This is a genomic window from Saccharicrinis sp. GN24d3, assembly GCF_052400645.1.
Classification (GTDB): Bacteria; Bacteroidota; Bacteroidia; order Bacteroidales; family Marinilabiliaceae; genus Saccharicrinis.
Genome location: NZ_JBQTGI010000001.1, coordinates 80,420 through 94,467, shown reverse-complemented (window position 1 = coordinate 94,467; position 14,048 = coordinate 80,420). Strand labels below are relative to the sequence as shown.

Genomic DNA, 14,048 nt, shown 5'->3' with positions numbered 1-14,048 from the left:
CCTTATCAAAACACCAACCTAAATATTACACAACATTCGTGTTGAGGTATTTTTTTATAGTACAATCCCCAGGTATAAGGCATTTAGTCTATTATCCCTCATCTCCTATCCCGTTTCTGAAACATCAATGATTTCCGCAATTATGATCGTCATTGTCATGCGGAGGACAAACTTCGGAATTTCCTTTATTTCCGTTTAACCATTGCTCCAAAACCTGTTTGGTTTCGCCTTCGTAGCCCATAAACACTTCAATATTGGAAGCCTTAAGTTTATTGATGGCTCCTTGACCAATTCCTCCGGCCAATAAAACATCAACACCTTCATTGCCAAGCTCTGCAGCCAAATCCGATTTACATCCGCAACTTTCCGGAGCCGTGTAATACGCTGTATCCAATACTTTATTTTGAACCGATAAAGTATAAATGGTGAACTTTTCGCAATGCCCAAAGTGATTGTCAATCATTTCTCCCCTAGTAGGCAATGCCACTTTTTTTGTGCTCAACTTTAAATCAATCATTTGTATTATTTATTTCGTTTCAATATTAACTTCAACTGTATTCTTTGTGCCCGAAAATTCATTACCAGCTGCTTTTTCGATCCGCAGTACATATCCATTGATTAGTGCAGTTGCCACTTTTTTACGGGCTTTCTCAAGTATTCTACCAAATGTTTGACGCGAAACCCCCATTTCATCAGCCGCTTCGGCATGATACAAACCCTGTTCGTCTGCTAAACGAATGGCTTCATATTCATCTAACTCAACAACAACTTCCTGCAATTCACAAGCTCTAATACCTGCGGGCTTAAAAATGTATACATTCGGGAATTGGCCAATATTACGGCATCCTTTGGTACGTGGCATATTCTACAATTTTGCGCTAAAATAGGCATATGCCCAATATAAAACAATAGCTTCTATTCATTCAGAAATATTTTTTGTTCAAATGGATATAATATTGAAAAACTGACATCGGGAGCAAGCCGTTATTAAACGTATAAAACTGAAATATAAACCAATCTATTTGTATATTAGCCATGCATCATCGTTCGCAAACCTTAAAATCAATATCATGAACCTGAACATAAAGAACAACACATTTTTGGTTATCGGAGTAAGCAGCGGTTTTGGTAAGGCCACAGCAGAGCATCTAATTGCGGAAGGAGCAAAAGTTATTGGGGTAGCGCGCACCGAATCAACGCTCAACGAATTCAGCAAGGTTCACAAAGAAAAACTCATTCCTTATTGTGGAGACATAACCGAGATTGATACTGTTGTTAAGGTTGCCAGGATAGCTGTTTCCAGCAATATTTCAGGCGTTTTTATGAATGCAGGGGGACCACCCGCGATGCAATTTGAAGAGTCGGAACTTAGTGACTGGGACAAAGCTTACCATCAATTGTTGCGTTGGAAGGTGGCTCTGACCCAAGCCTTGCTCCCGCACTTTAAGTCCAAACAATATGGTAGGATAGTGTACCTGGAGAGCGCTTCGATAAAGCAACCTATCGATAACCTCGTATTAAGCACTTCACTCCGTTTGTCGGTGTTAGGTATGATGAAAACCTTATCGCAGGAACTGGCCGGGAACGGTGTTACTTTTAATATGATTGCCCCGGGTTCACACACCACCCCTGCTATTGACAGATTAATACAAAAATCGGCGGAACAACAAGGTATTAGCTTCGAGAGTGCCAAAAATTCATTTGTCGACAAACAACCTTCGAAAAGCATGGGAAAACCTGAAAATTTGGGTTCATTGGCTGCCTGGTTGCTTTCGCCGCTTTCCGAATTTGTAAACGGTCAAGTATACGCTATCGAGGGTGGAGCTGTAAAGGGAACTCTTTAGGGTAGAAAAGTAAGGGTAAATAAAAAAGAAGAATATGCCAGTTAGCAATATTTAATTAGTGGAGAGCACAGAGCAGAATAGGGAGAGTCCAAATGTTGGCAGGCAATACAGGGCCCAAGAGTATGTTGGTAAACTTCTTTTCAATTAATCTTTTTTAACACAAATTAAGCGGATATACTGCTAAATATAAATTTCATATCAATCGAAGTTGAGCCTTTTTACTATTTTTGCTGGCTGATTTTGATGAGAAGTACCTTCAACAAAATCACTTACAAACTGTAAACGAATAACTTATTATATGAAATTTACTTTCTCTTTTATCGACAAGCGACAGGGCTCAGTCAAAGATGACATTCTTTCGGGATTAACCGTTGCCTTAGCACTTGTGCCCGAAGCGGTTGCATTTGCATTTGTGGCAGGCATTTCTCCTATTATTGGTCTTTACGGTGCCTTTATGATGGGCTTGGTAACCGCCGTATTAGGTGGCCGTCCCGGGATGATTTCGGGAGCAACAGGTGCTCTGGCCGTTGTAATGGTAGGTTTAGTAATCGAAGGCAATGCCATAGGAGGCGAATCTGCCGGTGTGCAGTACCTTTTTGCCACTATTATTTTAGCCGGAATTTTTCAGATGCTTGCCGGTCTGTTCAAGTTAGGAAAGTTCATCCGTATGGTACCCCAGTCCGTAATGATGGGATTTGTAAACGGGTTGGCCATCGTAATTTTCACCTCACAACTTGGAATGTTTAAGGTAGATGGCGAATTCCTCTCTGGTGCTCCTCTGATGATCATGCTTGGCTTGGTAATTTCAACCATGGCCATTATGTATTTCTTGCCCAAATTCAGCAAGAAGATCCCGGCTGCTCTGGTTGGCATTTTGGTTGTTTCCCTGATCGTAATTTTAGGTGGAATTGAAACAGAAACTGTTCGCTCTTTTGTGGTATCCAGAGGAGGCACAGGCATAAAAGCCGGATTACCCGATTTTAATATACCTATGATTCCACTTAATATGGAAACACTGGGTTTTATAACCCCTTATGCGTTGATACTTGCTATGATCGGTTTAATTGAGTCATTAATGACCTTAACCTTGATTGATGAGCTTACAGAAACCCGGGGTAGTGGTAACCGTGAGTGTGTGGCACAAGGCATTGCCAATATCACCAACGGATTCTTTGGGGGTATGGGCGGATGTGCCATGATCGGTCAAAGCATCATCAACATCAAGTCGGGTGGCAGAGGCCGTTTGTCGGGAATTGTGGCTGCTTTGGCGCTTTTGGCATTTATCCTTTTCGGTTCTACCTATATCGAAATGGTTCCTATTGCCGCTCTGGTAGGTGTTATGTTTATGGTGGTTATCGGAACTTTTGCCTGGAGTACTTTTAAAATCATCAACAAAATTCCTTTGGCCGACGTGTTTGTAATTGCTTTGGTAACTGTTTTAACCGTGTTATTTGATTTGGCAATTGCAGTGGCTGCCGGTGTAATAGTTGCCGCCCTGGTTTTTGCCTGGGAAAACGCCGTTAAAGTCCGCGTTACAAATGTCACCGATGAACAAGGTGTAAAACACTATATCGTGCACGGACCGCTGTTTTTTGCGGCCACAACATCATTTATTTCAAAATTTGATGTCAAAAACGACCCCAAAGAAGTAGTGATCAGTTTCGAAGAGTCGAGAATTATGGACCAGTCGGCTATTGAAGCCATCAATAAACTGGCAGAAAAATATCAGTTGATTGGCACCAATGTGCACCTTAGATATTTAAGTCAGGATTGCGTAAAACTAATTAAACGCGCAGAGAAGATTTGTGATGTGAATGTATTGAAGGATCCGGACTATCATGTAGCCATTAACGATTACCGTAAAAAGGTGGAAGCGCTGAATGTTTAAACTGCATACAAATTACAAAGGGCCGTTCGTTTGCAGAACGGCCTTTTTGTTTATTATAATACCATCTGGTTAAACAAATAATTATAATCTTTTAAGTACCAAATAAAAACCGCACAACCTATAACCATAACCAGACTAACCAAAGCATTTACCTCGCATGCCCTTATCACATCCCCTTTTGAAATCTCCCTTGGATTTTCACCCATATATGGCTTATCCACTCTTATCCCGTGATAAACATTAGGCCCGCCAAACCTGCAATTTAAAATGCCCGCCAATGCGGATTCTGGATATCCCGCATTAGGACTGGCATGCCGGCGACCATATTTAAACACAAAAACACCCCCCCTGTAACTGCCGGATACCAACACCATTAACAACGCTGTTAAGCGAGCCGGAACAAAATTGGCTATATCATCAATTTTTGCGGCCACCTTCCCAAACTGTTTGTATCGATCACTTTTATAACCTATCATAGAGTCTAAAGTATTAATCATCTTATAAGTAAACATCAATGGAAATCCTCCCAGTGCATAATAAAACAAAGGAGCTATCACACCATCACTCAAATTCTCGGAAAGAGTTTCCAGTACCGCGGTATAAATCTGCTGATCATTCAAATTAGAAGTATCGCGACCAACAATGTAACTAAGTTGTCTTCGGCCCGCCTCCAGCCCCTCTTTTTCAAGTGCATGAACAACCTTTAATCCTTCGTTTATTAAAGTTCTATTGGCCAATCCGTAAAAAACAAAAACGCTCCCGCCTACCAGCCAAAACCATTGGTTTATGGCCAAAATACTTTCAATTTTTAAGAGAACAAACCAAGTTGAACCGATCAATAACAAGGTTAATAAAGCACCTTTTACAGTTGTATGGTCGCCTTTATTTAGCTTCCTCTCGCCCAACGCTATTAAATGACCAAAACCCTTGATAGGATGTGGCCACGAATACGGGTCACCGATCAAAGCATCCAGAATAAATCCAAATGTCAATATATAAACGGGTATATATAAGGTATCTATCATCTATTTAAATATTGGTAAATTGCTTTTGAACAAGCCATATTGTTATTGTTTCCTTGAACTGACAACCGAAAGTATCTTTCGTCCAAACCATAAAAGTTACTACAGTCCCGAATCAAGAAACCATAGTTTTCGATTAAATACCCCTTTAATTCTCGAGCGTTCGACGATTCAAGCTTAGCCAGAAAATAATTGGTGCGCGAAGGATAAACCGTTATGCCATCAATTTCTTCTATCATATTTTTAAACGCAGAACATTCTTGTGTAACCCGCTTTAAATCCATTTTAAAATCTACATAACGATCATAAATATACATCCCTGCTTCCAAAGCCAACGTTGACACACTCCATGGCATACGAAACGCGGCTATTTTGTCGCGCAATTTATTTGATGCAACCAAGTACCCCAATCGTAACCCGGGTATAGAGCAGAACTTGGTAACAGACTTAACAACGATAAGACGATCGTACTTATCCACCAGACCTACCGATGATTCAAAATCCGAGCATAGTTCACCGTAGGCCTCATCTATAATAAATATTGATTCAGGATTATTCTTCAAAAGGTATTCGATCGTTTTCAAGGAAAGAACCTTCGCATCCGGATTATTGGGGTTTCCTAACCAGACCAGCTGATTTGAGAATTTAGATTCTTTTGACAGGTTCGTGTTCTCATAGTAGCTCACCTTATGCATGTGCACTTTTGCTGCATCTTCATATTCCGAAAACGAAGGAGATATTATGGTTGAAGAACACTGCCGAAAACAATGCGCGATCAAATAAAATGCTTCCGTGGCACCGCTGGTGATGCACACATTGTCCGGATGCAACTGATGATGCCTTGCAATGGATGCTTGCAGATTAGCGGCATCTACAGGAGGATAGTCTCTTATTTGGTTCAGGCATGTTTCCAGATAAGAAATTAATCCTCCATTTAACGACCCGTACCAAATATTGGAACTAAAATCAACCTTTATTCTATGTTCCATACCCAAGGTATGGTTTCCGTGACCAAGCAACATGTAAACTTTGATTAAAAGTCCACAAAATTAACAATTAATCTATAAAACCGATATCCATCAAAAATCTATCTCTATTCACCTTTATATATTGATTATTAATCACTAAAATAAATCAATAAAGCAAATCCTGATTATCCATATCCCATAAAAGGAATTTGTATTCGTTAATATTTTTATATTCGTAGTATTAACCCCATACAAAATGAAGCAAGTAAAACGCGCAAGTATATTTCATTTTTCATTGGAAAAATGGATGGATACCAAATTAGACAAACTTAACTCCAAGGAAATATTTGAACAAGTTGTACTGGCCACAACCATATTAAGCATCCTTGCTTCAGTTTGTAATACCCTATTGGGGCTAGCGCCCATCCTTAGCCAATTTACGTTTGCCCTGTCTTTTTTATTGATGGGCATATACTACCTGTCACGATTCAGAAACAAATATTCCTTTACCCTGAAATTGTTTATTGGATTGCAATATTTTGTCATTAATTTTTTGTGGTTGACAAATGGAGGGAGTAACGGACCAACTTTGCTGATCTTTCAGGCCTTTATTCCCATGTTTATTTTCATGAGCGAAGTTAAAAAGAAACTTTTGCTTATTTCTTTGTTTGGATTTAACATCCTCGTTTTGTTGGCAATAGATTTTTTCTTTCCCCAACTGATTGTCAATTATAAAAACGACACAAACAGGATTATTGATATCCTTGTGGTAATCATTGCTTTTTTTGTCTTCATCATTCCGTTGTTATACTTTATTCAAAAGCAATTTATAGCACAAAGTATAAAAGCTATCAACTCCGAAAAAATAAAAAGTGCTTTTTTAGCCAACATGAGTCACGAAATAAGGACGCCAATGAACGCCATCATTGGTTTTTCTGAACTGCTGAACCAACCGGATCTAAGTAAAGAGAGCAAAGAGGAATATGTAAACATCATCAGGGACAATGGAAATATATTGTTGGGTATAATTAACAATGTAATGGATGCATCAAAATTGGAATCCGGTGCTATTGAGGTGAACAAGAAGCAAACTAAAATAAAACCTCTTTTCGAAAGGATTTATGCTTCTTTCACAGCACAAATACCTGCCCACAAAAAATTAATATTCAGTTACGAAATCCCTTTTGGGCTGGACGACCTGGAAATATATACGGACGAATTACTGTTGCATCAAATTCTAACTAACCTTATTACTAACGCCATTAAATTTACCGACAAGGGATTTATAAAATTTGGACTTGCCTTACCCAATCCTCAAAATCCTGACAGGATAAGAATTTACGTAAGTGATAGCGGTAAAGGAATTTCCGCCGAAAACCAGAAATTAATCTTTCAACGTTTTAACCAGGGCGGACTTGATTTAAAAAACAAAAAGGAAGGTGTCGGTCTGGGGCTATCCATCAGTAACGAACTGGCGCAAAAAATTAACGGAAAAATCGATCTCGAATCGGATGGCAAAACGGGCAGCACCTTCTATATAAACATCTTTGAAGGAAGACCTGGGGAGCAGGCTTCATGGATTAAAACGACGAAATATGTTAATTATAATTAAATTCAGATTATTTTACATCATGCTTAAACTTTTATATAAACACGTTGTTTACCGTTCAATAAATAAACATTTGAATAAATTAAATGTAAATTTAACTCTTGGCGGAAATCCGGTAACGTATTTATATTAGGCCATGTATTTATTTGATATGTAGAACATCATAACAATAACAAAATTACAACTAGATAAAATAAAACAAAATGAACAAAACAGATTTAGAAATTACATTCGCAGGAAATAAAGTAACTATACTTGGTGACCAAATAAAAGTAGGTGATAAAGCACCTGACTTCACCACACTCAACGGAAAATTAGAGCCGGTTAAACTTTCTGACTTTGACGGTAAAGTTAAAATCATTGTTGTTTACCCTTCTATAGATACGGGTGTTTGTGCTGCACAAAATAGGCGTTTTAATGTTGAAGCTAACAACCTTGAAGATGTTGTTGTATTGTCAATTTCTTGTGATTTACCTTTTGCACAAGCTCGTTTCTGCGGTGCGGAAGGCTTGGATAATATCATTACACTTTCCGACCATAAAGACCTTGATTTTGGTAAAAAATATGGTTTTGTAATTGAAGAATTGAGGTTATTGACTCGCGGAACAGTGATCATAGACAAGGATGGAACTGTTAAATATGTAGAGCATGTTCCGGAAATTACCACTGACCCTGATTATGAAAAAGCTTTGGAAATAACCAAGAGCTTACTTTAAGAGTTATCCACCCCATCATATAAAAGCCGCTTACGTTCATTCGTAAGTGGCTTTTTTTGAAATTACGAACACGGATTACCAATACCCTTCATTAATTAAAATTAACCTTTAAAATTAGCATATCGACCATGTTTTTTTTATTTGCAACATAGTTGTTATACATTACCTCCGGTTTATCCTTAACTTGTATATCTATGGCATACACACTAAATTTAATTGGAGGAGTGAAAAATGAATGATAAACAAATAACTGATGACAAAAGCACTTGGGCAATTGGAGGAGGCTTACTAATCGGCTTAGGGGTTGGTTTTTTCTTTCTGAAAACGTCCGCGCTCGTATTTGTTGGCTGTATTATTGGAGGATTAGGTTTGGGATTAATTATTACGGCCATTCTTTCCAGTATAAAAAATCCGGAATAAATAATACACCTGTCCGCAACTTATATAAATCCATCATTTCTGAATTAAGCAACAGATAATTTGAAGGGGAACGGATTTGAGAGTATGTTAAACCGTGGTCTTATAGCGCAATTGGTTTTAAAAGGTTGTTAGACCTGCGTTGCTATCCGGGAAATTTTACCAAATTTTTCCGTTACGAATATGCCATATGTAGGTATATCTTAAATAATGAGGAAAAGATGATGACGCGAATGTTCCAATGGAGTTTACTTAAAAACGAGTATTTATGTCGGTTAACCAGCAATAGGTATCGCTCTCCGAAATTGCATAGGTTATGGTATTGCCAAAATTTAAAGAAGCGCCTCCACCCATCCTGCCTATTCTCGTAAGCCTAAAATAACAATCCATCGGAACACATAGGAAGAAGGGCGGCCCATGGTATTTTACCCGTACAAAACATTTTATAACATTTTTGATGTCATCAATTAAAAATAGTCAATGTTTTTGGTTGACCAATTGATTGGTTTGCCTATATTTGTTTTATTCATTTATATTAAAAACTTATTGTTATGAAATAATCTTGCATTTGCAGTCGTCAGCTGATGACACTTTGGTCTCGGTCCGGCAAGTACAACTTGAAAGGACACGAAGTGCAAAAATGTTAATGGCATTTTTGAGTTAGATATTTTGAACCCCTCCTTTTTATAATTTTAAGAAAGAATATCAGATGATTCCTAAAAATTATTTTTTTAGCGGCATTAACAAAACAGTTATAGCGTTAATTCTATTTAGCTTAGCCATTAACGCTTCTTCTCAGGTTATATTGAGTGCTGACGGAAATACGGACACCTACGATTTAATAAACTCGGTTTTGGCTCCCGGATATAACGTCGTTGAAGTTCCCGATTGCGGCCATGAAGAGTTTGGCGACCATATAGACCAGGCATTTGACGATGAGCTAGACACCTATGTGTTTTGTTTTCATATCCATACCGAATTTGATTCTGACCGGTGTATTAATTACGACCGACAGCGCACCGAAATTAAAACCTATGATAAATCGCCTGATAATTTAATAGGCACTGAAGGTGAAACTGTAGTGTATAAATGGAAATTTAGGCTGGATATTGATTTTAAAGCCAGCAGCAGCTTTACACACTTGCACCAACTAAAAGCTGTAGGTGGTTCCGAGGAAAGTATGCCATTAATGACATTAACAGCCAGAAAGGGCACACCGGATAAACTTGAACTTCGCTATGCGGAAGCCTTATCGCAGGAAACAATTTACCAGGCGGACCTAACTCCTTTTAAAGGATACTGGGTATTAGCAACCGAAAGGATTACATATGGCGAAACAGGTGAGTATAGTATCAACATCACGTTACTACAATCGGGACAGTCTATATTCCAGTATTCCTCCAATAATATCAGGACCTGGAAAACCGACGCTGATTTCATCCGCCCCAAATGGGGGATCTACCGCAGCTTAAACGATTCTGAAAACCTCAGGGATGAAAAAGTCTATTTTAATGATTTTAGTATCGAAGAAACAAATGGCACACCGGTTTTAGAAACCAAAGGAAACCAAGAATTCATAATATATCCTAACCCTAGCACTGGAGAATTCACAGTTTCAAATATACTGAACAAGGACATTCAGATTAGAAACCTGCATGGCGAGCTAATTTTTAAATTGCAAAACGCTAGCACAAACCAACTAAGCATTAACAACATAACTTCCGGACTATATTTAATCACTTTACGTTTCGGAAATAATATAGCAACTCAAAAACTTGTTGTCAATTAAATGAAGCCTTTAATACCGATTAGTATTCGACCTGATCAATATTTATTAGCCTATGTCAAACATCCCTACACGGGAAGAAGCCTTGCAACTCTTCCGCAAATACAACAAAACTGACAGTCTCTACCGTCATGGATTGGCGGTAGAATCCGTAATGAAACATTTTGCCCATAAATATGGGGAAGATGAAGTAAAATGGGGAATCATCGGTCTGGTTCACGATTTGGATTACGAAATGTATCCCGACGAACACTGCCGAAAAACGGAAAGCATTTTAAAAGAGGCCAACTGGCCCGAAGGCTATATCCGTGCAATCCTTAGCCATGGTTGGGGAATCTGTACCGATATAGAACCTATGGAAACAATGGAGAAAGTACTTTTCGCTTGTGATGAGCTAACAGGGTTAGTAACAACAGCAGTTCTCGTTAGACCAGATAAAAGCATCCATACCCTGACCGTAAAATCGGTAAAAAAAAGATGGAAAGATAAACGTTTTGCTGCCAAAGTAGACAGAAGTATCATTACAAAAGGTGCCGAGATGCTGGAAATGCCCATTGAAGAACTGATTGCAGAAACCATCCAGGGCATGCAAGACATTGCCCCCCAGCTTGGATTAGACGGATAAAAAGCATAAATAACTATTATACGAGATCTGTAGGCTTGGAACATACATGTGTTAAGCACCTACATTAAAGATATATCAATATTTAAACGGAAAAGTCAAAAGCTGAAGCTAAAACCGACAGTTCAATGACCCATACAATAGATCATTACTTTTCCACATTCGCATACTGATCAATAATTACGCTAACCGTTGCATCACCGGTTACATTAACCGTTGTCCTTACCATATCCAGAATACGATCAACAGGTAAAATAATGGCTATCCATGCCGGATTTAATCCCACCGACTGCAACACGACCATTAACATTACGATACCTGCACTAGGAATAGCTGCAGAGCCGATACTGGCTAAAGTGGCCGTTAAAACAACCGTTATCTGCTGCCCCAACGTAAGGTTGATCATATGCATCTGGGCCAGAAACAATACCGCCACAGCCTGGTACAAACTGGTTCCGTCCATATTCACCGTTGCACCTATTGGCAACACAAAACCGGCCGTTTTTTTGTCTACCTTCAAATTCTCCTCCACACACTCAAATGTAACAGGCAAGGTTGCCGCGCTTGAGCTGGTAGAGAATGCCAATGCTTGAGCCGGGCTGATCCCTCGAATAAACTCAAAGAACTTTCGTTTGGGCACAAGCAGCTTTAGAACACCAGGGTATATTGCAAAAGCCATTAAAATCAATCCCAATAGCACCGTTGCCGAATACCAGCCCAAACCTTTAAAAACCTCGATTATTTTAGCTGGGTTATCGCCTGCAATATCATTCACTACCCCCGCCATTAATGCAAATACAAAAAAAGGAGCACCTTTCATGATGATATCTACCATCCTGATAAAAACCTCGGAAGCACCATCAAAAAACTGAATCAATACTTTTGATTTCTCCGATGGGATATAAAGTAGCGTGATACCAAAAAAGATGGCGAAAAAGATAATTTGCAACATGGAACCATTGCCTGCTATCGCATTAAAAACATTCTCCGGAACCAGGTCAACAAGTGGTTGCAGAGGCCCCTGCTTTCCTTTAGGTTTGTATTTGGCTACTACTTCATTATCGGTTGCCACCCTTAACAAAGCCGATTTTGCTTTGACAATCTCCCGGTTTTCGGGCAAATCCAAATAACGTTTCCCATCTTTAATATCTATCTTATTCTGATCGGCCCACAATTCGTAACTTATTCGGTTTTCCAATCTTACCTCGTCAGATAATATCTTTCCCGGGGTAAAGGTATTTACCAACACCAAACCCAACGAGACTGCAGTAATCGTGGTCACCAAATATAAACCAAGCGTCCTCGCCCCTAATTTTCCCAGATCTTTGGGATCACCCAAACTTACAATACCACTGATAATAGAAAACAGGATCAGGGGAATGGCAATCAGCTTAAGCAGGTTGAGAAAGATTTTACCGAATGGGTCAATCCAGTCGCCGGTAAAATCCTGCCATCCCAGGTAACCTGACAAAACGGCCCATATGGCTCCTAAAACGATGCCTATGATGATTTGTAAATAAAGAGGGAAGTTTTTCATATTGTTGCATAAAGATTAAAGACAAAAGGGTTAAGACCTGAACGGTAACTTTATAAACTTTTGCCTTTACGTACTTTGTTAACTTAACGGTACATCTTATTCAGGTAAATCATATCCACCATTACCATAGCAGCCATCGCTTCCACAATAGGCACTGCGCGAGGCAGAACACATGGGTCGTGGCGTCCTTTGACGGTTGTGGCGACTTCTTCACCGTGTTTATTTACCGTATTTTGTTCTTTAAGAATAGTTGCAATGGGTTTAAAGGCTACATTCATATAAACATCTTCACCATTTGTAATTCCTCCCTGCACACCCCCGGAACGGTTTGTTTTAGTACGTACCCGATCTCCGTCCATATAGAATTCATCGTTATGGGCCGTTCCTTTCATCTCACTGGCCTTAAAGCCCATACCATACTCAAAACCTTTAACTGCATTGATTCCCAACATGGCTTTTCCCATTTCCGCATGGAACTTATCGAACACCGGCTCCCCTAATCCAACGGGAGCATTCTTCACCACACAGGTGATCACCCCTCCCACAGAATCCTTATCCTGGCGAACCTGGTCGATATATGCAATCATCTTCCCGGCCACCTCATCATCCGGACAACGTACAATATTTCCCTCGGCTTTTGCCAGATCCATTTCGGCATAGGACTTTTCCAGTTTGATTGTGCCGACCTGTGAGGTATATGCATTTATCTGAACACCATACTTTTTTAGAATCAGCTTAGCAATGGCTCCTGCCACCACTCTGGCAATGGTTTCGCGGGCCGATGAACGCCCTCCTCCCCTATGGTCGCGGATGCCATATTTCTGTTGGTACGTATAATCGGCATGGGAAGGACGGTACACATCTTTTATATTTCCGTAATCCTTTGAGCGCTGATCGGCATTCCAAATTAAAAAACCAATCGGGGTTCCGGTTGCTTTTCCGTCCAAAACACCGGATAAAATCTCTACCTTATCTTTCTCGTCGCGGGGTGTTGTGATGGCACTCTGTCCCGGTCGACGGCGGTTTAGCTCACTCTGGATAAAATCCAAATCAATATCTATACCGGGCATAACACCTTCGATTACACCACCTACCGCTTTACCATGCGACTCCCCAAAGGAAGTCAGTTTATAAAAGTTACCAAATGAATTTCCGGCCATATTTTAAATAGATTAATAGATTTTTAGATAAGAGATAACAGACCAAAATGTATTATTTAAAGCCCGTAAAAAAATATCTGACTGTCTATAGAATTTGATTTAAGTCACAAAAATAGAAAATTGATTGGCTTAACGATAAGGAATCACGCAAAGTTCGCCAAGTTTTTCCAAAAGAACATCCATTACGTACCGGTTTGTTTTATGTCGACAGGATTTGCAAGAATTTCTTTGGGCTGGATTTAACCCTCAATATGCATTAGAAATTCTATTACACATTGAAATTACTTTAAAACAAGACACTTCGTTGCATCGCTTCAACTCAACAGAACGATGCTCCCGAAAGTAATCGGGACAAGTGATGCCTCGTTTCGGTAATGCCTTGTTTTATTGTACTTGCAATGCTCATGACGAACCTCCATTACATAATCCGGGTTTAAGGGATAAAACCGGGGCATGTACACCTTGTTTATCATGTCCAA

At 39.4% G+C, this 14,048-nt stretch carries 13 protein-coding genes; 7 read left to right on the top strand and 6 right to left on the bottom strand.

Features of this window, described 5'->3' with window-relative positions:
* Positions 1-124: 124 nt before the first annotated feature.
* Together ACT29I_RS00385 and ACT29I_RS00380 are read right to left on the bottom strand one after the other, a co-directional pair.
* Positions 125-517, bottom strand: coding sequence for a NifB/NifX family molybdenum-iron cluster-binding protein (locus ACT29I_RS00385; protein ID WP_430935354.1), 393 nt, complete (start codon positions 515-517; stop codon positions 125-127).
* 9 nt (positions 518-526) lie between these two features.
* Entirely contained in the window at positions 527-862 is a 336-nt protein-coding gene (locus ACT29I_RS00380; RefSeq protein ID WP_430935356.1) for a DUF134 domain-containing protein, read from the bottom strand.
* Between the two features lie 208 nt (positions 863-1,070).
* Between ACT29I_RS00380 and ACT29I_RS00375 the strand changes: the two genes are divergently transcribed.
* Complete coding sequence (locus tag ACT29I_RS00375; protein WP_444792457.1) at positions 1,071-1,844, top strand: SDR family oxidoreductase; 774 nt, start codon at positions 1,071-1,073, stop codon at positions 1,842-1,844.
* Positions 1,845-2,142: 298 nt separating this feature from the next.
* Entirely contained in the window at positions 2,143-3,732 is a 1,590-nt protein-coding gene (locus ACT29I_RS00370) for a SulP family inorganic anion transporter (protein ID WP_430935360.1), read from the top strand.
* Positions 3,733-3,785: 53 nt separating this feature from the next.
* On the opposite strand, the gene cbiB is transcribed toward ACT29I_RS00370, so the two are convergent.
* Together cbiB and ACT29I_RS00360 are read right to left on the bottom strand one after the other, a co-directional pair.
* On the bottom strand, positions 3,786-4,757 hold the full coding sequence (cbiB, locus tag ACT29I_RS00365) for an adenosylcobinamide-phosphate synthase CbiB (RefSeq protein ID WP_430935362.1): 972 nt from the start codon (positions 4,755-4,757) through the stop codon (positions 3,786-3,788).
* Positions 4,754-5,776 (bottom strand): pyridoxal phosphate-dependent aminotransferase, encoded by a 1,023-nt coding sequence (locus ACT29I_RS00360; RefSeq protein ID WP_430935364.1) that lies wholly within the window; start codon positions 5,774-5,776, stop codon positions 4,754-4,756. Before ACT29I_RS00360 ends, cbiB begins: the two co-directional genes overlap by 4 nt.
* 202 nt (positions 5,777-5,978) lie before the next feature.
* Between ACT29I_RS00360 and ACT29I_RS00355 the strand changes: the two genes are divergently transcribed.
* The 5 genes from ACT29I_RS00355 to ACT29I_RS00335 all read left to right on the top strand — a co-directional run bounded on the left by ACT29I_RS00355 (position 5,979) and on the right by ACT29I_RS00335 (position 10,875).
* Entirely contained in the window at positions 5,979-7,334 is a 1,356-nt protein-coding gene (locus ACT29I_RS00355; protein ID WP_444792456.1) for a sensor histidine kinase, read from the top strand.
* Positions 7,335-7,534: 200 nt separating this feature from the next.
* On the top strand, positions 7,535-8,047 hold the full coding sequence (tpx, locus tag ACT29I_RS00350) for a thiol peroxidase (RefSeq protein ID WP_444792455.1): 513 nt from the start codon (positions 7,535-7,537) through the stop codon (positions 8,045-8,047).
* Between the two features lie 231 nt (positions 8,048-8,278).
* Positions 8,279-8,467, top strand: a complete 189-nt coding sequence (locus ACT29I_RS00345; protein ID WP_430935370.1) for a hypothetical protein — start codon at positions 8,279-8,281, stop codon at positions 8,465-8,467.
* 706 nt (positions 8,468-9,173) lie between these two features.
* Entirely contained in the window at positions 9,174-10,253 is a 1,080-nt protein-coding gene (locus ACT29I_RS00340; protein ID WP_444792454.1) for a T9SS type A sorting domain-containing protein, read from the top strand.
* Positions 10,254-10,305: 52 nt separating this feature from the next.
* Positions 10,306-10,875: a hydrolase gene (locus ACT29I_RS00335; RefSeq protein ID WP_444792453.1), complete on the top strand. Its 570-nt coding sequence runs from the start codon at positions 10,306-10,308 to the stop codon at positions 10,873-10,875.
* 145 nt (positions 10,876-11,020) lie between these two features.
* Here the strand turns inward: ACT29I_RS00335 and ACT29I_RS00330 are convergent, their stop codons facing one another.
* Together ACT29I_RS00330 and aroC are read right to left on the bottom strand one after the other, a co-directional pair.
* Positions 11,021-12,409: a dicarboxylate/amino acid:cation symporter gene (locus tag ACT29I_RS00330; RefSeq protein ID WP_430935376.1), complete on the bottom strand. Its 1,389-nt coding sequence runs from the start codon at positions 12,407-12,409 to the stop codon at positions 11,021-11,023.
* A gap of 83 nt (positions 12,410-12,492) precedes the next feature.
* A complete protein-coding gene (gene aroC, locus ACT29I_RS00325; protein ID WP_444792452.1) occupies positions 12,493-13,569 on the bottom strand; it encodes a chorismate synthase in 1,077 nt (358 codons plus the stop codon).
* Between the last annotated feature and the right edge of the window lie 479 nt (positions 13,570-14,048).

What these genes read in the sequence shown, in the direction of transcription:
- ACT29I_RS00385 (WP_430935354.1), bottom strand. Translation starts at nt 517, where the DNA reads ATGATTGATTTAAAGTTGAGCACAAAAAAAGTGGCATTGCCTACTAGG.
- ACT29I_RS00380 (WP_430935356.1), bottom strand. Translation starts at nt 862, where the DNA reads ATGCCACGTACCAAAGGATGCCGTAATATTGGCCAATTCCCGAATGTA.
- ACT29I_RS00375 (WP_444792457.1), top strand. Translation starts at nt 1,071, where the DNA reads ATGAACCTGAACATAAAGAACAACACATTTTTGGTTATCGGAGTAAGC.
- ACT29I_RS00370 (WP_430935360.1), top strand. Translation starts at nt 2,143, where the DNA reads ATGAAATTTACTTTCTCTTTTATCGACAAGCGACAGGGCTCAGTCAAA.
- cbiB (WP_430935362.1), bottom strand. Translation starts at nt 4,757, where the DNA reads ATGATAGATACCTTATATATACCCGTTTATATATTGACATTTGGATTT.
- ACT29I_RS00360 (WP_430935364.1), bottom strand. Translation starts at nt 5,776, where the DNA reads ATGTTGCTTGGTCACGGAAACCATACCTTGGGTATGGAACATAGAATA.
- ACT29I_RS00355 (WP_444792456.1), top strand. Translation starts at nt 5,979, where the DNA reads ATGAAGCAAGTAAAACGCGCAAGTATATTTCATTTTTCATTGGAAAAA.
- tpx (WP_444792455.1), top strand. Translation starts at nt 7,535, where the DNA reads ATGAACAAAACAGATTTAGAAATTACATTCGCAGGAAATAAAGTAACT.
- ACT29I_RS00345 (WP_430935370.1), top strand. Translation starts at nt 8,279, where the DNA reads ATGAATGATAAACAAATAACTGATGACAAAAGCACTTGGGCAATTGGA.
- ACT29I_RS00340 (WP_444792454.1), top strand. Translation starts at nt 9,174, where the DNA reads ATGATTCCTAAAAATTATTTTTTTAGCGGCATTAACAAAACAGTTATA.
- ACT29I_RS00335 (WP_444792453.1), top strand. Translation starts at nt 10,306, where the DNA reads ATGTCAAACATCCCTACACGGGAAGAAGCCTTGCAACTCTTCCGCAAA.
- ACT29I_RS00330 (WP_430935376.1), bottom strand. Translation starts at nt 12,409, where the DNA reads ATGAAAAACTTCCCTCTTTATTTACAAATCATCATAGGCATCGTTTTA.
- aroC (WP_444792452.1), bottom strand. Translation starts at nt 13,569, where the DNA reads ATGGCCGGAAATTCATTTGGTAACTTTTATAAACTGACTTCCTTTGGG.